We start from the raw sequence: 18,085 nt of genomic DNA, 5'->3' as shown, positions 1-18,085 counted from the left end.
CCACCGCGCACGGGAGGCAGGATGAATTCGGCGGACGCCCTGGCCGTGCTGGACGCACCGCCTGACGCGGACGTGGACCCGGACGAGCTCGTCCGGGCGGCCATGCAGTGGCACTTCTCCCCGGATACGGGCACGCCGTTCTGGCTGGAGCGGCTGGAGCGGCTGGACTTCGACCCGCGCACCGATGTGCGCACCACCGACGATCTGCTGCTGTTCCCGCAGGTCGTCGACGACTTCCGGCACGTGCCGGTGGAGGATCTGCTGCCCCGGGGCTACGGCGGGAGAGCCGAGGTGATCGGCGTCTTCGAGAGCGGCGGCACCACGGGTGCCCCCAAGCGCGTGCTGTACCTCGCGGACTGGATGGAAGTCGAGATGGCGAACGCCATGCGCGCCATGGACGCGCGGGGCTATCCACGCGGGGTGCACTGGCTGTCCATGGGCCCCGCCGGTCCGCACGACTACGCCGAACTGACCGGCCAGCACGCGCGCCGCCGCGGCGGCGTCCGCTTCGCCGTCGACTTCGACCCCCGCTGGGTGCGCCTGTGTCTGCGGGACGGACGGGCCGAGGAGTCCGAGCGGTACCTGGACCACGTGCTCGCCCAGACCGCCACCGTGCTGAGCAGTCAGCGCATCGGGGCGATACAGGCGCCCCCGCCCCTACTGGAACGGCTGGCACGGGACGAGCGGCTGGTGGACATGGTGCGCGACCAGGTCCAGGTGATCACCTGGTGCGGCGCCAGCATGGACCGGGACACCCGGGACGTGCTGCGCGACGAGGTCTTCCCCGGCATCCCGCTGTACGGGCTCTACGGCAGCACGATGGCGCTCGGCGCCGCCTTCGAGCGGACCGCCACCGATGACGGCGACTCCGTCTTCGACTCGCCCTCGCCGCACGTCTCGTACACGGTCGTGGACCCGGACACCGGCAAGCCGGTCGCGGTGGGGGAGACCGGCCAGGTCGTCATGCACCACCTGAGCAAGTCGGCCCTGCTTCCCAACAACCGCGAACGCGACGCGGCGCGGCGGGTGGGCGCGCCGGACGGCTCCGCGGGTCACTCCGTGGCCGACGTGCACCCGCTGGAGACGTTCACCGGCGTCCCCGTGATCACGGGAGCCTACTGATGACTGTGGCAGCGCAGGAGACGGCTCAACAGAGGGCTGCGGCACCGTACTTCATCGACGCCCTCGCTCCGGACGGCTCGTATCGCGCCGGCAGGCGGGAAACCGTCCGGGACGTGACGGGCGCACCCGTCGCGGAACTGACGCTCGCCCCCGGCCTGTTCGTAGCCCGCACTCTGGACCGGTTACGGCACCGGCCTGCGACCGCGCCGGACGCGGGGGACGCACCGGAGGCGCCGGACCGGCCCCGGTCCGGGCTCGCCGAGCGGCTCCGGGCGGCGGCCGCGCTCTTCGCCTCCGGCACCGTCGGCGGGCTGACGCCCGAGGAGCACCATGTGCGGGTGGCCCGTACGACGGGTGTCCCGGTGGCGGTGGTCCGCGATGCGACGGCGACCGTCGCCGGGGTGCTGGCGAACGCGGTCGACGCCGCCCAGCGGGCCCGCCCCCGGGCGGCGCTGCCGCCGGGCCCGCGGGACGTGCCGGACGAGGGCGCCGTCGTATGGCGCCGCCGGGGACGGCTGTTGAGCGTCAACGCCTCCGGCAACCACCCCGCGGTCCACTCGCTGTGGCCGGAGGCCCTGGCGCTGGGCTACCGGGTGGCGGTGCGGCCCTCGCGCCGCGACCCGTTCACGCCGCACCGGCTGGTGCTCGCCCTGCGGTCGGCGGGGTTCGCCGACGAGGACGTGCTCCTGCTGCCCTGCGACCACGGCGCCGCCGACGAGCTGGTTCGCGGCGGCGACCTCGCGATCGTCTTCGGTGGGGACGAGACCGTGAACCGGTATGCCGGCGGCTGGTCCCGGACACCAGTGCTGCCGCAGGGCCCCGGCCGGGTCAAAGTCCTGGTCACGGGGCCGTGGGAGCCGTATCTCGACGTCATCGCCGACTCGGTCGGCGGACTCGGAGGGGTCTCCTGCCTCAACGCCACCGCGGTGCTGGTCGAACGTGACGTCCGGGGCTTCGCCGAGGCCCTGGCGCAGCGGCTCACGAAGCTGCGGCCACTGCCGCCGGAGCGGGAGGAGGCCGGGCTCCCGTGCCTGCCGCTCGCCGAGGCCCGCGCGCTCGGGGACGCCGTGCGGCAACGCGCGGCCGGTGCGGAACCCGTGCTCGGCGGCGGCGTGCACGACCTCGGGGACGGCAGCGCCGCCCTCCTCCCCGCCGTGCATCTGCTGGACGACGCCATGGCCGAACAGACCGGCGTGGAGCTGCCGTTCCCCTGTGCCTGGGTCGCGCCGTGGTCCCCGGAGCAGGGCGCGGCACCGCTGCGCGGTTCGCTCGTGGCGGGCGTCGCCACCGAGGACGCAGGACTGGTGGACGCGCTGCTGGAGGATCCGTCCGTCCGCAACGTCTACGGCCTGGACCGTCCCACCTGGTGGCTGCCGCCGGGGATGCCGCACGACGGGTTCCTGGCCGAGTTCCTCATGCGCAGCACCGCGCTGACCCGAATCTGAAGGGCTCACCCCTATCTGAAGGGAGGACACGCTGTGCGAGCCGTGGTCATTCACGCCCCGGGCGACGTACGTGTCGAGGAGGTGCCCGAACCCCGCGTCGAGGAGCCGACGGACGCGCTGGTGCGGGTGGTGGCGGCCGGCGTCTGCGGGTCGGACCTTTCCGTGCTGCGGGGCCTCTCGCCGCTGCCGCGGCCGGTCCGCAGCGGTCACGAATTCGTCGGGGTCGTCGAGGAGGTGGGCGCCGATGTGGCCGGCCTGCGCCCGGGGCAGTTCGTCCTCGCCCCGTTCAGCACCGCCGACGGCAGCTGCCCGCACTGCCGCCGCGGGGTGCCCGTCGCCTGCGAACGGGGCCAGTTGTTCGGCGAGTTCGGGCCGGACGGCTCGGCGCTCGACGGCGGTCAGGCCGAGTTCGTCCGCGTGCCGCTGGCCGGCACCACCCTGCTGACCGTCTCGGAGCCGCCACCCGACGACCTGGTTCCGCCGCTTCTTGCCCTGACCGACGTGCTCTCCACGGGACACGAAGCCGCCGTGCACGCGGGGGTGGGCCCGGGGGTCACGGTCGTGGTCGTCGGGGACGGCGCCGTGGGCCAGTGCGCGGTCCTGGCCTCCCGCAGGCTGGGGGCCGGGCGGATCGTGGTCATGTCGCGCGACCCGCGGCGGCAGGAACTCGCCCGCGCCCACGGTGCCACCGACGTGGTCGCCGGCCGGGGCGAGGAGGGCGCGGCGGAGGTCGCCGACCTCCTCGACGGCGGCGCCGGACACGTCATCGAGGCGGTCGGCACCCTCCAGTCGGTGCGGCAGGCGATCGGGTGCGCACGGCCGGGAGGCCGGATCGGCTACGTGGGCCTGCCCTGGGACGTGACGCTGCCGCTGTGGGAACCGTTCGGCAAGAACCTCTCCCTCAGTGGCGGCGGCGCGAACGTGCGCGCCACGATGCCCGGCCTGCTCGGCGACGTACTCGACCGCACCCTGCGGCCCGAGCGCGTCTTCGACGCGGTCTTCCCGCTGACCGACGCGCCGAAAGCGTTCCACGCCATGGACGCCCGGCACTGCGTCAAACCGCTCCTGCGCCCCTGACGGGCACGACGCCCGGCGGCGGGGCCGTCGCCGGGTGTCGCCGGGGGGAGCCGGGTGTCGTCGGGGGAGCCGAAGCGACCTGCCGTGCGAACCGGAACGGCCGGCTTGCAGCTGAGGGACGCCGAGCGGGGTCCTGTCAGCCCCTCTTCGCCACCCGGTAGATCCAATAAGAGACAGCCAAGATGAAGTCCACTGCCACCCAGAACGCAACGACGAGACCAGCTCCGATGGTGGCGCCCGCTCCGGCAGCCGCATCCGGCGCTCCGCCGACGACGACCAGTGCGGAGATCAGCCAAATCAGAAAGAGAAGCTGGACAACCAGGAATGTCCAGAGGAAGACCCGGCGCTTCTTACGCTTCGGCGGCGAGGCCGGCGTTTCGGTTCGAGGTGCTGAGGCGCGACTGTCCACCTGCACCGCATGGCCCCATTGAGGCTGAGGGGCTGGGGCCGTTGCCGTGGAGTGTGCGGCATGACGTCCATGGTGACGAACCATTTTGCACTCCGGCATTCGTAAATCCCGAGCAATGCAATTGTAACAAAACGGACAATTATTCCGGGATAGTGACTGCGCGTGAATTGCCGACCTCCGTCCTCCCGTGAGAGCTCAGGATGTTCGTCCTTCCGTGGTAGCTGAGGGGTTACGTAACTGATCGACTCGCGGAACGTAACCGGTTGTCGCACTCTGTGAGCAGGTGTGCTCCGATCAGTGAGCGAGGAAGGAGCGGGCAATGAACCGGACCATCACATCGGGGCTCGCAACTCTGGGGGCGATCGGGGCTCTGACCCTGGGAACGGCGTGCGGCGACGACCAGGACCGGCCCCCTGCACCGGAAGACACCACCAGCGCGGAGCCGTCCCCGACACCGTCGAAGAAGGAGCCGAAGAAGAGCGAACGGGCGGACCTCGTCAGCTTCCGCCTCGACGACCGCTCGAAGGCCGGCGTTCCTGAAATCTGGATCGCATGGACGATCAAGAACAACAGCAGCGAGAAATCCGACTACGAGTGGGACTGGGAGGCAGTCGACGCCAACGGAACTCGGCTGGAGAACAGCACCGAATTGGCGACGAATGTGCAACCCGGCCAGACCACCAAGGGAGAGACCCCCACAACTCTTGAGAGCGCAAAGGGCATCAAGCTCAATATCACTGAGTTCGACCGCACAGCAGCGCTCTGAAGCCCAGGAGTCGGAGGCGCAGTGCACGCCCCGGGCAACACGGCCAGCACCCACACGAGTTGGGCGGACCCGTTGTCGTGGTGCCTGCCCGGCGGGCACCGCGGTTTCCCCGCGGCTTCCTGGTGCCCGGGGCACAGGGCGGGCAGGGGGCTGCTTCGTGCCCTGACTCTCCTCGCCCACCGAGCGCCGCCCACCAGGTCGCTCGGGGATGTGCCTGTTCGCCGGTCTGTTCAACGTCCGTGTCCGTCATGGTCGCTCTCCCGTGCGGGTGACGGTTGTGGATGAGGACGCGGGCACGCTGCCGGCGGTTCGGCGTTGCGACACCGGCTGCGGGGCCCGTCAGAGGATGTGCGCGGTCAGCGGTTTCGCGGGGCCACCAGTCCGGATTCGTAGGCGAGGACGACGAGTTGGGCGCGGTCGCGGGCCCGGAGCTTGGTCATGGCCCGGTTGATGTGGGTTTTCGCGGTCAGCGGGCTGATCACCAGACGCCCCGCGATCTCGTCGTTGGACAGGCCCTGCGCGACCAGTGCGACGGCCTCGCGTTCGCGGCCGGTCAGCTCCTCCAGCCCCGTCCCGGTGCCGGTGGGGAGCGGCCGGCTGACGTACCGGTTGATCAGCTTGCGCGTGATCGAGGGTGCGAGCAGGGCGTCGCCGCGCGCGGCGACGCGTACGGCGTGCAGGAAGTCCCTCGGCACGATGTCCTTCACCAGGAATCCGGCAGCGCCGGAGCGCAGCGCGTCGAAGACGTATTCGTCCAGGCCGTAGTTGGTCAGGATGACGACGTGCACCGCGGCCAGAGCCGGGTCTGCGGCGATGCGCCGGGTCGCCTCGATGCCGTCGACGACGGGCATCCGGATGTCGACGAGCGCGACGTCGGGCACGTGTTCCCTGGCGAGTTCCAGGCCTTCGCCGCCGTCGGCGGCTTCGGCCACCACCTCGATGTCGTCCTCGAGATCGAGAAGCGCACGGAATCCGCTGCGGATGAGCGGCTGGTCGTCGACCAGCAGGACACGGATCACGACGTCCGGTCCAGGGGGAGTTCGGCCTGGACGGTGAAGCCGCCCTCGTCGCGCGGTTCCGCACGCAGCCGGCCGCCGAGGGCGGTGACGCGTTCGCGCATGCCCAGCAGCCCGACGCCGGGAGTCGGCGTGGTCACCGGTGTGGCCTTGCCGTCGTCGTCGATGCGTATCGCGAGGACGTCCGGGCGGCATTCGATACGGACCGACGCCGTGCCGGCGTCCGCGTGACGGGCGACGTTGGTCAGCGACTCCTGAACGATGCGGTAGACGCTCCGGCCCACCGCGGCGGGCACGTGGTGCCGCTCTCCCTCAACCGTCAGCGTCGCCTCCAGGCCGGCCCTGCTTGCCCGTTCCACCAGTTCCGGGACCTCGCCGAGGCCGCGCGGCGGGTCCGTGCCGTCGTCGCGCAGCGCCTCCAGAGTCGCGCGCAGCTCCCGGCTCGCCTCGCGTCCGGCCTCCTGGATCGCCAGCAGGGTCTCGGGCACCTGTTCACCGCGCTTGCGTGCCACGTGGACGGCGACTTCGGCCTGCACCTTGACGACCGAGATCTGATGGGTGAGCGAATCGTGGAGCTCCCGGGCGATGTGCAGCCGCTCCTCGTCCGCGCGGCGCCGCGCGGTCTCCTCGCGGGTGCGCTCGGCCTCGTCCGCCCGCCGCTCGGCCTGCCGCAGCGCCTCACCCGCGGCGCCTGCCGCGATCAGCCAGGCCAGCTCAAGGGCGCCCCGGGCTTGTGCGAACGCCTCGCCCGTGTCGTGCAGGCCCGAGACCATGGCCGCGAGCGGGAGCAAGGCCAGCATGACCACGCTCGCCACCACCGCAGCGGCGTGATGTCCGGCCCGTACGGCCGCGTACACAGCGAACAGGTATGCGACGGCGGGCACGTCGAGACCGGCCGCCTGGTATCCCGCGGAGCACAGCCCGGTGACGGCCAGGACGACGACCGGAGCCCGCCGGCGCGCGGCCGGGGCCAGCCCGCCGACCGTCAGCAGCGCGTACCCGAGCAGATCGGCGCCCGTGGCGGGCTGCCGTACGGACAGCGCGGTGACCAGGAGCGCCACAGTCACGCCGACTGCGATCGCCCAGTCGATGACACCGGCCCGTACACCGGGCCCACCCGCAGGCATGTGCGCACCCTAGCCGGGCGCCGCCGCGGGCGAGTCCCCCTCGCGGACGAGCAACCGCCTACTGCGGACGCGGTATCCGCGCGGCGCCTGCGGTGCCGGCGGCAGGCGGATACCGCCCCGGCGGCAGCGCGAAGTGTCTGCGTCCGCCGGACGACCGGCGGTGGGCCGGACGGACACGATCGGACGAAGTCCAGCCGCAGCAGGAGAAGGCAGCGGGAGATGGCAGCAGGAGAAGCCGGCAGGAGAAGGAGGACCTCATGTCAGTCTCATTCGTGGTCGCCGCACGGGCAGCCGGATACGTCGCGGTCCAGTCCGCCGCCGACCCTGTGTACGGCCTGACCTCCGCGCGGTTCTGGGCCACCTCGGTCGCGTTGCTGGGGCTGGCCGGCGCCGTCGTCGGCGGGCTGGCGCTGGCCCGTTCCGCCCGCCGTACCGGCGACGGCGGGAGAAGGCGCGCCGTGGTGGCCCTGGTGACAGGGGCCATCGCTCTGGCCGGAGGCGCGCTGAACCTGACCGTCGCCGACGGCGGTCCCGGCACCGGGAACGGAGTCGTCGCCGGCGCCCTGGCCCTGGTGCTGGGGCTGACCGGCCTGATCCTCGGCCGGCTCGCCCTCACCCGCTCCCGCCGCACCGGCTGACGGCAACGCATCCGGGCGCGCGTCGGGCCTGCCCCGGGACCGGGCGGACGACGCGGAGCACGGGCGTTCCGGGAACGGCATCGCACCGGTTCGGTGGAGGGTCCGGTCCTCGGACTGGACGGGTGCCCTGGTGCCGGCGCAGCGGGGCGGGGCCCGCGGGGGTGCGGCCCGCGGAGCGGCAGGTGCGCACCGGCACGCACCCGTGGGCACATGAGCGGCCACCTCCGGGGTCGCTGACGCGGCGGAAGCGCTACCGTATGGGCCCTCCCCCCAGACGTGACGCCGGAGGCCCCCGTGTTGAGTCAACTTCTCATCGTCGGCGCGTGGTTGTTCTACATCGTGGGGTTCCTGATGCTGCTGTACGTGCTGGAGTTCTTCCGCAGCAGCAGAACGCTCCTGCGGCTGGTGCTGTGTACGGCCTGCATGATCGTCAGTGGCGCCATGCTCGGCATAGCCGCCCTCACCGAGGTGCCGGACTTCTACTCCGACACCGTCCTGACCCGGGCGCTCGACGCCGCGTCCGGTGTGCTGGCCTACCTGCTCGCCTTCACCGTCCTCGCGGTGTTCGTCGTCGCCGCGGTCAGGAGCCGGCCCGCCTTCCGCTCGCGGTGACGGTGCCGGCCTCCGTGCGTCCTCGGTCCCGGCCCGAACTCTCAGGAAACACCGAGTTCGGCGAGGATCGCCCGGGATTCCGAAGCGGCGGACACTGCCTCTGCCCGGCCCTCTGCTTTCTGCCAGGGACCGGGACCCGTCGGGGCAGGAGCCGTCGGCGGCCCGTCCGGCACGAGGCCCTGGAGAGCACAACAGGTTCAGTCGTGCCCGCACCAGTGTGCTGTCCAGTGCCTCGCCCAGCGCTACGCCCAATCAAGCCCAGCACAGTGGCCGGCACCGGGGGGTCGCCCTCGCCGGAGCCGTTCGTCGCACAGTCGGGCCGAGTGGGGGGAGCCCGACGATGCATGAGCGGGCCGGACGAGCGGCGAGGGCGCCGGCCCCGCACTGCTGCTTCAAAGCGGCCGAAGGAGCAGTGCGGGCCGGCGTTCCGCGGGGTGACCGTGCGACGACCAGCCAGATGCGGAGGGGGACATGAGCAACGGGGGCGGCGCTGATCCGCGGGTCAGCCCGGAATCAGTGAGGCGGGTCATCGACGGCATGAAAGCCGCAAGTCCGCGGCAAGTCCTGAGTGCGGGCCACCTGCAGGTGGCCCGCACTCAGGACATCAGTTCCTCCGGAGCAGTCTGCCGATCACGCCGGCTTCAACGCGCCCGTCACTTCACGTCGTTCAGTTCCTCGAACTTCACCAGGCCCGTGTCCTCCAGGACCGTGATGTGGTCGAGGACGATGGTGTTGGCGCGGGTGGCCAGCGAGCGCACCATCGAGTTGCGGGTCTGGTCGCGTACGAGGCCCACGAGGCCGAAGACGACACCGTGCTGCTTCCGGGTATGGGCGACGAAGATCTTGTCGAAGTCCTTGCCGGAGGAGGTGTCCATGTCGTTGAGGTATTTGCGCTGCGAGCCCGTCGGCTGGTTCGGCAGCGAAACGTTCATCGCACGGCTGCACGCGATGGCGCGCTTGTCCAACTCCTCATGCCCGTCCACGAGATGGTCACCTGCGATCCGTACCGACTCCGTGGTTCCCCGTTCCTGCGCGGAGCGGCCGGCAGGTCCTTCCCACAGACCGGCGGAGCGGACCTTGCGGATGAAGTCACGGTCCATCGGCGTCAGCGGCCCGTACTTCGACTTCCAGGTTCCCCTGCCGTCGTCCTGCCATCCGGCCCTGGCGAGCGCGGTGGCACGGTTTCCCTCGAACCATTTGGAGGGCATCACCAGGGCGGCGAGCGTCGCCACGAGTGCGACCACGATCAGGACGGTGCCGATCGCCCGTCCCGTCAGCATGCTGGACTTCATCGGCCACCTCTCAACGCACGGCTTCCAGTGCGCCTGAGATTAGCGAGGCGGGCGGGGATGCGGCCGGGCATTCTCCCGACCGGACAAGAACTGTTTCCGCCGGGTCCAACGCTGCTATGAGGAAACGGGAATCGGAGGGGCTCCGGGTGGCGACCGGCGCCCGTGCCGACCCGGTCCGCGGCTCCACCGGGATGCTTCCGGGTGTCAGGCCGCGGGCGGCGCGCGGCGGCCGCCGCTCCGAGAGCTGGAGGCCTGCGGATCGTGGCCATGGCAGCGCGGGACGGTAACGATCGGCGAACGGGTACGGAACACGGCCGCCGGACGGGGGTGTTCGAGCAGAAGTCGGCGGCCGTGCCGTCGATGACGGTGGGCCGGCCGACGGGGGGACGCCCGGGCCGGCGGCTCCGGGGCGCGTCCCGCGAGGACGAACAGGGGCCGGTGGGACACGGGGCGACCGGTGGAGGAACGAAGAAGAAAACCGGCGGGGGATGCACCGGTATGCGTCGGGAAAATGGAAGGGCGGGGCGGGCTTCGAAACTACTGACGGCCTTTCACTAAATAGGGTTACCCGGAGTTGCACGGCGATCGCCGGGGCGGCATAGTTCCCCGGACCAAGCCCCGACCGGCCCTGCTGTCCCCTTAGTTCAGCGTCCTCGGCGGCTCCATGTCCCCTGGAAGGTTTCCCTAGTTGATCACGCATGTCTTGAGCCGGCGGGCACGCCGGGCAGCACTCCTGGGTACCGCAACCCTCGTCGGTGGCGCGATGATCTCCGCCCCGGCTCACGCCGCCCCCGCGGACGGGCACTCCGGCAAGAACGGCAAGGCCACCGCCGTCGCGGCCCGCGCAGACCTGAACGTCTCGGTCGTGAACGCCGCCAAGGTTCCGGTCCGGGCCTCCCTCAACTCCGTCAGTGCGCCGCAGGACGCTGACGAGACGCTGCTGACCGCCGAGGTGAACGGCGCCAACAAGGGCCAGCCCCTGAAGCTGGTCCAGGCCGAGGTGGCCCACTCCGGCGCCAAGGCCGGGACCGAGCGGTCCGTGGGCAACGTCAAGCTCGCCGGTCTCCGCGCCTTCGCGCCCGGCCTGCCGACCAAGCCGCTGGTGAGCGCCGACCTTCTCACCGCCACCGCCCTGTGCAAGGCGGGCGAGAAGCCCACCGCCAAGGCCGACCTGGAGAACGTCTCCGTCCTCGGGAAGCCCGTCGAGGTCAACGGCGTCGGCAGCCAGAAGGTCGAGGTGCCCGGCGTGGGAACCGTCGACATCGCCCTGGAGGAGACCACGACGGAGGCCGCGTCGGGGGCCGCCACGGCGCTGAAGCTGTCGTACGAGGTGAACCCGGCCAACCTCAACATCGTGAAGGCGGCCGGTGAGATCGTGCTCTCCGAGGCCACCTGCGAGACGCCCAAGGGCGACGGCGGCGGAGCCGGCGGCAACGACCCCGGCCCGCAGACCGGTGACGACGACGACGGCGGCCTCGCCGAGACCGGAGGCAACTCCGCCACGCCGATCATTGCCGGCGTCGGCGCGCTCCTCGTCGCCGGTGGTGGCGGGATGTACCTGATCCGCCGCCGCAGCGCTGCCCGCAGCAGCTGACACGCAGACGGGACCGGCCCTACCGCGCGGACCGCGCGGACCGCGCGTACCGCGCGGACCGCGAGTCCGCGCGGCGACCGGTCCCCTTCCCCCCGGGGCCCACCGCATCCTTCCCCCGAGGTGCGGTGGGCCTCGGTGTGCGTGGGCGGGCTCTCCGGTGGGCATGCCGGGGCGGGCCCGGCCCGGGATGTTCAGGGGGCTCGCCGCTGTCCTCACTGCGAAGTGCCGGCGGCGGGCACGAAAGTGCCGACGGGCACGAAAGTGCCGTTCCGGCTGTCACGGGGCTCCCGGGGCCGGGGTGGCGCTCCCCGGAGCGAGCCACGGTGCTGCTCCCAGGACGAAGGGTGCCACCGGACTGCCACCAAGGTGCCCCCGGGCTGCCACCAAGTGCCAAGAACCTGCCAAATCCGTGGCCTGCAGGAACAGCGCACAGCAGGGATTTGCTTCTGCCCGTGTGGAGAAACGTCCTGAGAACGCCAAGGATCCCTCGCCGCAGCAGCGGCGGGAGGCGGCCGAGCGGATCGACGAGGCCAGGTCGGGGAACGAGCGGCTGGTGGCCTCGCTGACGCGCCTGTGGGAGGGCGTCGTCGAAGCGTCCGCGCAGGCCAACATCGACGACGAGCACGATCCCGAGGGGGCGACGGTCGCGTTCGAACGTGCTCAGCTGCGGGACGCGCTCAAGCAGGCGCGCGCGGACCTGGCGGAGCTCGACACGGCCGCCGAGCGGCTGCGCACCGGTGAGTACTGGCTCTGCGAACTCTGCGGCCGTCCCATCCCGGTGGCACGGCTCGCCGCACGGCCGACGGCCAGGCGCTGCATCGACTGCGCGGCCAAGCCTTCTTGATCCGGGGCCTCCGAGCCTGGGCCTGCCTGAGCCGCGGCCTGCCTGAACCGGGACCTGCCTGAACCCGGGTCTTCCGAGCCGGAGGCCCTTCGGTCACCGGAGCGAGATGCCCACCCGGTGCGAGTGTCCTCCCCGGGCCGGGCGTCCTCCCCGGGCCGGGCGTCCTACCCGGGGCGAGTGTCCTCCCGGCTTGACCGTCCTCCCCGGGCGAACGTCGTCCAGCGGCGGCCCTCGCCACTGGTGAGCATCGCTCACCCTCCGTACCGGCCGCCCTGCCCGGCCCGGCCGCCGCCCCGGACCCCCGGGGCACGGCTCCACCCCGCGCGGCCAGGGCTTCCCCCGGCGCGGGCTGCCGTTGTCGCAGAGGTGGTGCAGGCTGGAAGCAGCGGCCCGGAGGCGGGCCCTGCCGCCTCGCCCTCCGCGCCGTGGGAAGAGGGCGGTGATGACGCGGCAAGACACGGCGGCTTCGCGACGCGACGAGCCCTGGGAGAGCGACGACGCGGCGACCCCTGCCACGGCCGTACTCGACGAGCGGGGCAGGGTGACCGCGTGGAGCGAGGGTGCCCGCCGCCTGCTCGGCCACCGCCGGGAGGAGATCGTCGGACGGGACGGCGCCGAGTTGTTGGCAGAGCACGCCGACCAGCCGGACGGCCCGGCCCCCGGCACACGAAGCTGGAGCGGGCACGCCGTCCTGCGGCACCGGAACGGTTTCGACGTGCGCGTGGGGCTGCTGGCGCGCCGCCGGGAGACGCCCTCCGGAGCGGAATGGCTCGTGGTGCGCGTCGCGGGCTCACGGCTGATCCCGCACCAGGACGAGACGCTGATGAGGTGGGGATTCGGCGAGTTCCCCTGCATCCTCGCGCTCTTCGACACGGATCTGCTGCTGGTGAGGGCGAACGCCGACATGGAACGCGCCGTCGGCCTCACCCAGGAACAGCTTCAAGGGCTGCGTCCCTCGGAGATGCTCTCGGCGCAGCCCGAACCGGGCAGCGTCGAGGAGGCGATGCGAGAGGCGATGCGGAAGGACGAGCGCCGGCATCTGAGCATGTTCCTGTGGGTGCCGGGCGAGGACCGGGAGCACGCCTGGTCGGTGTGGGTCGCTCCCTCGAAGGACGAGAACGGCCGGCTGCGGGGAGTGTGCTTCAGCGCGCAGGAACAGACGGAACAGTACGCGGCGCAGCAGCGGCTGCTGGTCCTGAACAAGGCCGGAACCCGCATCGGGACCACCCTCGACATCAGCCGCACCGCGCAGCAGCTCTCCGACGTCGCCGTCCCGGAGTTCGCGGACTTCGTCAGCGTCGACCTGCTCACGTTCCTGGAACGCGGTGAGGAGCCGCCCCCCGGTGCCCGCGCGGGGCCTGTCGTGCTGCGCCGTGCGGGCCAGCGGTCCGTGACGGGCGGGAAGCCCGAGGACCTGGTCGTGCCCGGGGACGTGATCACCTATCCGCAGCTGTCGGCCCTCGTCCAGTCGCTGGACGGGAGAAGGACGACCACTGCGGATGCGAGCCGTGACCTGCTGGCGAGGTGGGCGCCTCATGACCCCGAGCGGTCCGCCCGGCTGCGTTCGCAGGGGATCCACTCCGTGATGGTCGTGCCGATGCGTGCCCGCGGGCTGCTCCTCGGAGTCACCGTCTTCATGCGGCACCGGCGCCCGGAGCCGTTCAGCGAGGACGACATGCTGCTCGCGGAGGAGCTCACGGCCCGTGCGGGGGTCTCCCTCGACAACGCGCGGCGCTACATCGCGGAGCGCAACAGGGCCGAGACCCTGCAACGGGACCTGCTGCCGCAGCGGCTGCCGGAGCTGACCGCCGTCGAGACGGCCGCCCGCTACCTGCCCGCCCGGGAGCAGGCGGGTGTGGGCGGCGACTGGTTCGATGTGATTCCGCTGTCCAGCGCGCGCGTCGCTCTCGTCGTCGGCGACGTGGTGGGCCACGGCCTTCAGGCCTCGGGGGCGATGGCCCGGTTTCGCACGGCCGTACGGGCGCTGGCGGACATGGGCTTGCCGCCGGACGAACTGCTCACCCGCCTCGACGACATGGTCACGCGCCTGTCGGACGAGGACGGTGCTGCGGGTGCGAAGTACATCGGCGCGACCTGCCTGTACGCCGTGTACGACCCGGTCTCCCGGCTGTGCACCGCGGCATGCGCGGGCCACCCCTTGCCTCTCGTGGTGGGGCCGTCGGGGGAGGTCGAGGTCGTCGGCCTTCCCACCGGGCCCCCGCTGGGCGTCGGCGGCATGCCGTTCGAGGTGTCCGAGCGGGAGCTGCCGGAAGGCAGCGTCCTGGCCTTCTACACCAACGGCCTGATCGAGACGCGTGACCGTGACATGGACGAGGGGCTCGAACTGTTCCGCCGGACGCTGGCCGGAACGTCCCAGTCCCTCGAAGCGGCGTGCAACCACGTCGTCGCGACGCTGCTCCGCGATCCTCCCCGGGACGACGCCGCGCTGCTGCTCGCCCGCACCCGCGAGCTGAGCCAGGCGCAGGTGGCCACCTGGGACCTTCCGGCGGATCCGGCGGTCGTCGCGCGGATCCGTGACGACGTCGCCTGCCAGATGAGCCGCTGGGAGCTGGAGGAACTGGCGTTCAGCACCGAGCTGGTGGTCAGCGAGCTCGTCACCAACGCGATCCGCTACGGCCAGTCGCCGATCCGGCTGCGGCTGATCCACGACCGGGAACTGATCTGCGAGGTCTCCGACACCGGCATCGCCGCCCCGCACCTGCGTCCTGCCGGTCTCATGGACGAGGGCGGACGCGGCCTGCTCCTCGTCGCCCAGCTGTGCCGGCGCTGGGGCGTGCGGTACGGCGCGCAGGGCAAGACGATCTGGGCGGAACAGAACCCGCCGGGCGACCATTCGCCGCCCCTGGCGATGTGACCGGGCCCGGTGATGTCCGCCGTCCCGGTGTGAGCGCGGTGCGGACGGACCGGCCCGTGACGAAACGGCAGGGCCGTGACGGTGGCAGACCGTGACGGTGGCAGACCGTGACGGTGGTCCGCCGAAAGGCCAAGCCGCCGATGAGTTTTCTTGCGCCGGCCCGTCGGTCTGGGGGAAGGGTCACCACAAGCCGTCCCGGAGGACATCATGAGGAAGATCGCTGCTGGGTTGTTCATCGCGCTGGACGGAGTGGTGGAGGCGCCCGACCAGTGGCACTTCCCTTACTTCAACGACGAGATGGGCGCCGCCGTCGACGCGACAGTCGGCTCGGCCGACACTCTCCTCCTGGGCCGCAGGACCTATGACAGCTTCGCCGGCGCATGGCCGGAGCGTGAGGCGGCGGGCGGTGAGGACGCCGCCTTCGCAAAGAAACTCGGTGACGCACGCAAGATCGTCGTATCGAACCAGAAGCTCCGCTTCGACTGGCGGAACTCCGAGCAGCTGACGGGCGAACTCACCGAAGCCGTCGCGGCGTTGAAGAACGAGCCGGGCGGCGACATCGCCATGAGCGGTTCCGTCTCGGTCGTCCGCCAGCTGCTGGCCGCCGGGCTGCTGGACGAGCTGCACCTCCTGGTGCACCCGATCGCGGTCCGCAAGGGCATGCGTCTGTTCGACGAGGCCGAGACGCCGCTCCCGCTGAGGCTGATCTCGTGGGAGACGTTCCGGACGGGCGTGCTGAACCTCGTCTACGCGCCCGACGCGACGGTCGGCGACGCCACGTACGAGGACGCCAAGGGGCACATGCCGCAGGGCGAGCAGTAGCGGCGACAGCGACGGCGACTGCCAGGAGCCGCGCCCGGGTCTTACGTTCCCGCGCCCAGCCCGCGTTCCCGGCCGGGCCCGCGGTACGGGCGTTCCCGGCCGGTTGCGGCTTCGCCCGAAAGGCGTTCCGCCACGAACTGCCCGTGTGCTCCGCGGAGTCGGGCCGCGCGCACACGTGCGAGCCGCCCGGGTCGCACGGGACGTGGAGCGAGGCCGGAGCGGAGGGTTCGTGTCGCGGTGGTCGCACGGGGGCACCCGCAGTCGAGAGAGCGGAATGGCTGGTTCATTCCGCAACGGCGAGCGTGGAGGCGGACATCCGATGAGCAGTGGCAGCGACGTGGACCCGGTGGACGCGGCCGAGGAGACGATATTCACCTGGGGCGCACCCCCGCTGAAGTTCGGAGCCGGCGCCGCCGACGAAATCGGGTTCGACATGGCGCAGTTCGGGGCGCAACGCGTGCTCGTACTGACCGATCCCGGGATCGCCGCTCTCGGGATTCCGCAGCGCGTGGCCGAGAACATGAAGCGCTACGGCATCAACGCCGAGGTCTTCGACGGCGTGCACATCGAACCCACCGACGCCGCCTTCGAGACAGCCGTGGAGTACGCGCGGGCCCGGGGGCCCTGGGACGGTTTCGTGGCGGTCGGCGGGGGCTCGGCCATCGACACCGCGAAGGCGGTCAACCTGCTCACGTCCTGCTCCGGCGAGCTGATGGACTACGTCAACAAGCCGATCGGCCGGGCCGAAGTGCCCTCGAAGCAGCTCAAGCCGCTGGTGGCGGTACCGACGACCGCCGGTACGGGCGCCGAGAGCACCGCGATGTGCGTGCTGGACATCCTGTCGATGAAGGTCAAGACCGGCATCAGCCACTGGCGGCTGCGCCCCGCGCTCGCGGTGGTCGACCCGCTGCTGACGATGACCCTTCCGCCCGAGGTGACCGCGTCGGCGGGCATGGACATCGTCTGCCACGCCGTCGAGTCGTACACGGCCAAGTGGTACGCCGACTCCGGCCGGCACAGGCCGGAGGAGCGGGTGACGTACTGCGGTTCGAACCCGGTCTCCGACCTGTGGTGCGAGAGGGCGATGGGCCTGATCGCGAAGTCGTTCCGCCGGGCCGTGCACAGCGGGGCCGAGGACGTCGAGGCGCGTACGGACATGATGATGGCGGCGACCTTCGCGGGCATGGGCTTCGGCAACGCCGGGGTGCACATTCCGCACGCCAACGGCTATCCGATCGCGGGCATGGTCAAGGAATACCGTCCCGCCGGCTACCCGCAGGACGAACCGATGGTTCCGCACGGACAGTCGGTCTCGCTGACGGCGCCGGAGGCGTTCCGCTTCAGCTTCCCCTCCGCTCCCGAACGGCATCTGCGGGCCGCGGAGATGCTGGCGCCGCAGACGGAGATGCTTCCCGATCCCGTCGAGCAGCTGCCGCACGTGCTGGTCGATCTGATGCGCGACATCGGCATCCCCAACGGCATCGGCGCCGTGGGTTACGGCGAGAGCGACGTGCCGGATCTGGTGCCGGGGACGATGAAGCAGCAGCGGCTGCTGTCCACCTGCCCCCGCCCCGTCGGTGAGGAGGAGATCGAGCGCATTCTGCTGCGCTCCGTGCAGAACTGGTAGCTCCGCCGCGTCCGTTGACCGCACCGTTGCCCGGTCGACGCCCCGTTGCCCCGCTGCCGGGTCGACGCCGCGCTGCACCGTTGCCCGGCCGCACGTCCTCCCGTCGCCGTACGGGAACCCCGTCCCGTCGCCGTCCGGGAACCCGCCCGCGGGCTTCCGCCCAGCTCCGCCCTCAGCCGGCCTCCACCTGACCGGCGGCGGCCGGGGGCGGCAGGGGCGTGCGGGCGCGCAGGGCCCGCCAGACGACCTCGATGCCCGACTCGCCCGGCGCGGTCGGGCCTTCGATGGCGGGCCGCCGCTCGACCTCGGTGAAGCCGAGGCGCACCGGCACTCCGCCGCTGGCCTCGTTGGCCTCGTCGTTGTGGATCTCGACCACGTGGATGCCGGGCAGGGAGAACGCCTCGCGCAACAGGGCCGCCGCGGCGGCGGTCGCCAGGCCCTGCCGCGTCCACGACGGGTGGATCCAGTAACCGATCTCCAGTCCGCCGTGGCCGATGCGGCGCATCAGGCTGCAGCTTCCCACCGTCGAACCGTCCACCGACACCGCGTAGTTGTACGCCTTGCCCTCGGCCCATTCACGCTCGCACCGGGTCACGAATTCGAGGGACGCGTCAGGGCTGTAGCCGTCGTGGGCCCACGGCATCCACGGCACAAGGTGTGCCAGCGACTCGGTGACCACGCGGTAGTGCACGTCGGCGTCCCGGTACCGCCAGCGGCGCAGCTCCACTCGGTCGTGGCGGAGCCGCTCCGCGGGTCGGTTCATGCGGGGATCATTCCCCGGTGCGGACCGGTCCACAACTCGATTGCCTGCAAAGGCAG

The 18,085-nt window shown here is 71.8% G+C and carries 16 protein-coding genes; 11 read left to right on the top strand and 5 right to left on the bottom strand.

The features are described from left to right. The first annotated feature begins 21 nt into the window (after nt 1-21). Genes H180DRAFT_RS04210 through H180DRAFT_RS04200 form a run of 3 tightly spaced genes read left to right on the top strand, consistent with a single transcriptional unit; the run spans nt 22 to nt 3,644 of the window. The gene (locus tag H180DRAFT_RS04210) at nt 22-1,122 is read left to right on the top strand and encodes an AMP-binding protein (RefSeq protein WP_055484616.1); all 1,101 of its coding nucleotides are present in this window, start codon (nt 22-24) and stop codon (nt 1,120-1,122) included. Next, a complete protein-coding gene (locus H180DRAFT_RS04205; protein ID WP_055484615.1) occupies nt 1,122-2,567 on the top strand; it encodes an aldehyde dehydrogenase family protein in 1,446 nt (481 codons plus the stop codon). The genes H180DRAFT_RS04210 and H180DRAFT_RS04205 overlap by 1 nt, the downstream gene beginning before the upstream one ends. Nucleotides 2,568-2,600: 33 nt before the next feature. Beyond that, nucleotides 2,601-3,644, top strand: a complete 1,044-nt coding sequence (locus H180DRAFT_RS04200) for an alcohol dehydrogenase catalytic domain-containing protein (RefSeq protein WP_055484614.1) — start codon at nt 2,601-2,603, stop codon at nt 3,642-3,644. A gap of 136 nt (nt 3,645-3,780) precedes the next feature. Here H180DRAFT_RS04200 and H180DRAFT_RS04195 read toward each other — a convergent pair whose 3' ends face one another. Further along, nucleotides 3,781-4,059 carry a hypothetical protein gene (locus H180DRAFT_RS04195; RefSeq protein ID WP_074466624.1) on the bottom strand — a complete coding sequence of 93 codons (279 nt, stop codon included), beginning with the start codon at nt 4,057-4,059 and terminating at the stop codon, nt 3,781-3,783. A gap of 313 nt (nt 4,060-4,372) precedes the next feature. Between H180DRAFT_RS04195 and H180DRAFT_RS04190 the strand changes: the two genes are divergently transcribed. After that, a complete protein-coding gene (locus H180DRAFT_RS04190; protein ID WP_055484613.1) occupies nt 4,373-4,819 on the top strand; it encodes a hypothetical protein in 447 nt (148 codons plus the stop codon). A gap of 356 nt (nt 4,820-5,175) precedes the next feature. Here H180DRAFT_RS04190 and H180DRAFT_RS04185 read toward each other — a convergent pair whose 3' ends face one another. Both H180DRAFT_RS04185 and H180DRAFT_RS04180 read right to left on the bottom strand, forming a co-directional pair. Beyond that, nucleotides 5,176-5,838 (bottom strand): response regulator, encoded by a 663-nt coding sequence (locus tag H180DRAFT_RS04185; protein WP_055484612.1) that lies wholly within the window; start codon nt 5,836-5,838, stop codon nt 5,176-5,178. Beyond that, a complete protein-coding gene (locus tag H180DRAFT_RS04180; RefSeq protein WP_055484611.1) occupies nt 5,835-6,962 on the bottom strand; it encodes a sensor histidine kinase in 1,128 nt (375 codons plus the stop codon). Before H180DRAFT_RS04180 ends, H180DRAFT_RS04185 begins: the two co-directional genes overlap by 4 nt. A 257-nt stretch (nt 6,963-7,219) precedes the next feature. On the opposite strand from H180DRAFT_RS04180, the gene H180DRAFT_RS04175 reads away from it, so the two are divergent. Together H180DRAFT_RS04175 and H180DRAFT_RS04170 are read left to right on the top strand one after the other, a co-directional pair. After that, entirely contained in the window at nt 7,220-7,600 is a 381-nt protein-coding gene (locus H180DRAFT_RS04175; RefSeq protein ID WP_055484610.1) for a DUF6223 family protein, read from the top strand. 297 nt (nt 7,601-7,897) lie between these two features. Further along, nucleotides 7,898-8,212: a hypothetical protein gene (locus H180DRAFT_RS04170; protein WP_139151358.1), complete on the top strand. Its 315-nt coding sequence runs from the start codon at nt 7,898-7,900 to the stop codon at nt 8,210-8,212. Between the two features lie 653 nt (nt 8,213-8,865). Here the strand turns inward: H180DRAFT_RS04170 and H180DRAFT_RS04165 are convergent. Continuing rightward, nucleotides 8,866-9,504 carry a DUF4142 domain-containing protein gene (locus H180DRAFT_RS04165; RefSeq protein ID WP_055484608.1) on the bottom strand — a complete coding sequence of 213 codons (639 nt, stop codon included), beginning with the start codon at nt 9,502-9,504 and terminating at the stop codon, nt 8,866-8,868. A 688-nt stretch (nt 9,505-10,192) separates the two neighbouring features. Here H180DRAFT_RS04165 and H180DRAFT_RS04160 point away from each other — a divergent pair. The 5 genes from H180DRAFT_RS04160 (at nt 10,193) to H180DRAFT_RS04140 (ending at nt 17,266) form a co-directional block, all read left to right on the top strand. Beyond that, nucleotides 10,193-11,098, top strand: coding sequence for an SCO1860 family LAETG-anchored protein (locus H180DRAFT_RS04160; RefSeq protein ID WP_368073108.1), 906 nt, complete (start codon nt 10,193-10,195; stop codon nt 11,096-11,098). 454 nt (nt 11,099-11,552) lie between these two features. Further along, nucleotides 11,553-11,942: a TraR/DksA family transcriptional regulator gene (locus H180DRAFT_RS30260; RefSeq protein ID WP_254665869.1), complete on the top strand. Its 390-nt coding sequence runs from the start codon at nt 11,553-11,555 to the stop codon at nt 11,940-11,942. Nucleotides 11,943-12,384: 442 nt separating this feature from the next. Then, nucleotides 12,385-14,817 (top strand): ATP-binding SpoIIE family protein phosphatase, encoded by a 2,433-nt coding sequence (locus H180DRAFT_RS04150; RefSeq protein WP_055484606.1) that lies wholly within the window; start codon nt 12,385-12,387, stop codon nt 14,815-14,817. Nucleotides 14,818-15,024: 207 nt separating this feature from the next. Continuing rightward, the gene (locus tag H180DRAFT_RS04145) at nt 15,025-15,639 is read left to right on the top strand and encodes a dihydrofolate reductase family protein (protein ID WP_055484605.1); all 615 of its coding nucleotides are present in this window, start codon (nt 15,025-15,027) and stop codon (nt 15,637-15,639) included. A gap of 319 nt (nt 15,640-15,958) precedes the next feature. Continuing rightward, nucleotides 15,959-17,266: a hydroxyacid-oxoacid transhydrogenase gene (locus tag H180DRAFT_RS04140; protein WP_055484604.1), complete on the top strand. Its 1,308-nt coding sequence runs from the start codon at nt 15,959-15,961 to the stop codon at nt 17,264-17,266. Between the two features lie 172 nt (nt 17,267-17,438). Here H180DRAFT_RS04140 and H180DRAFT_RS04135 read toward each other — a convergent pair whose 3' ends face one another. Next, nucleotides 17,439-18,029, bottom strand: coding sequence for a GNAT family N-acetyltransferase (locus H180DRAFT_RS04135; protein WP_055484603.1), 591 nt, complete (start codon nt 18,027-18,029; stop codon nt 17,439-17,441). Between the last annotated feature and the right edge of the window lie 56 nt (nt 18,030-18,085).

The organism is Streptomyces sp. WMMB 322 (assembly GCF_900090145.1).
Taxonomy (GTDB): domain Bacteria; phylum Actinomycetota; class Actinomycetes; order Streptomycetales; family Streptomycetaceae; genus Streptomyces.
This window is presented reverse-complemented; position numbering and strand designations above follow the sequence as displayed.

What these genes read in the sequence shown, in the direction of transcription:
- H180DRAFT_RS04210 (WP_055484616.1), top strand. Translation starts at nt 22, where the DNA reads ATGAATTCGGCGGACGCCCTGGCCGTGCTGGACGCACCGCCTGACGCG.
- H180DRAFT_RS04205 (WP_055484615.1), top strand. Translation starts at nt 1,122, where the DNA reads ATGACTGTGGCAGCGCAGGAGACGGCTCAACAGAGGGCTGCGGCACCG.
- H180DRAFT_RS04190 (WP_055484613.1), top strand. Translation starts at nt 4,373, where the DNA reads ATGAACCGGACCATCACATCGGGGCTCGCAACTCTGGGGGCGATCGGG.
- H180DRAFT_RS04180 (WP_055484611.1), bottom strand. Translation starts at nt 6,962, where the DNA reads ATGCCTGCGGGTGGGCCCGGTGTACGGGCCGGTGTCATCGACTGGGCG.
- H180DRAFT_RS04175 (WP_055484610.1), top strand. Translation starts at nt 7,220, where the DNA reads ATGTCAGTCTCATTCGTGGTCGCCGCACGGGCAGCCGGATACGTCGCG.
- H180DRAFT_RS04165 (WP_055484608.1), bottom strand. Translation starts at nt 9,504, where the DNA reads ATGAAGTCCAGCATGCTGACGGGACGGGCGATCGGCACCGTCCTGATC.
- H180DRAFT_RS04150 (WP_055484606.1), top strand. Translation starts at nt 12,385, where the DNA reads ATGACGCGGCAAGACACGGCGGCTTCGCGACGCGACGAGCCCTGGGAG.
- H180DRAFT_RS04145 (WP_055484605.1), top strand. Translation starts at nt 15,025, where the DNA reads ATGAGGAAGATCGCTGCTGGGTTGTTCATCGCGCTGGACGGAGTGGTG.
- H180DRAFT_RS04140 (WP_055484604.1), top strand. Translation starts at nt 15,959, where the DNA reads ATGAGCAGTGGCAGCGACGTGGACCCGGTGGACGCGGCCGAGGAGACG.
- H180DRAFT_RS04135 (WP_055484603.1), bottom strand. Translation starts at nt 18,029, where the DNA reads ATGAACCGACCCGCGGAGCGGCTCCGCCACGACCGAGTGGAGCTGCGC.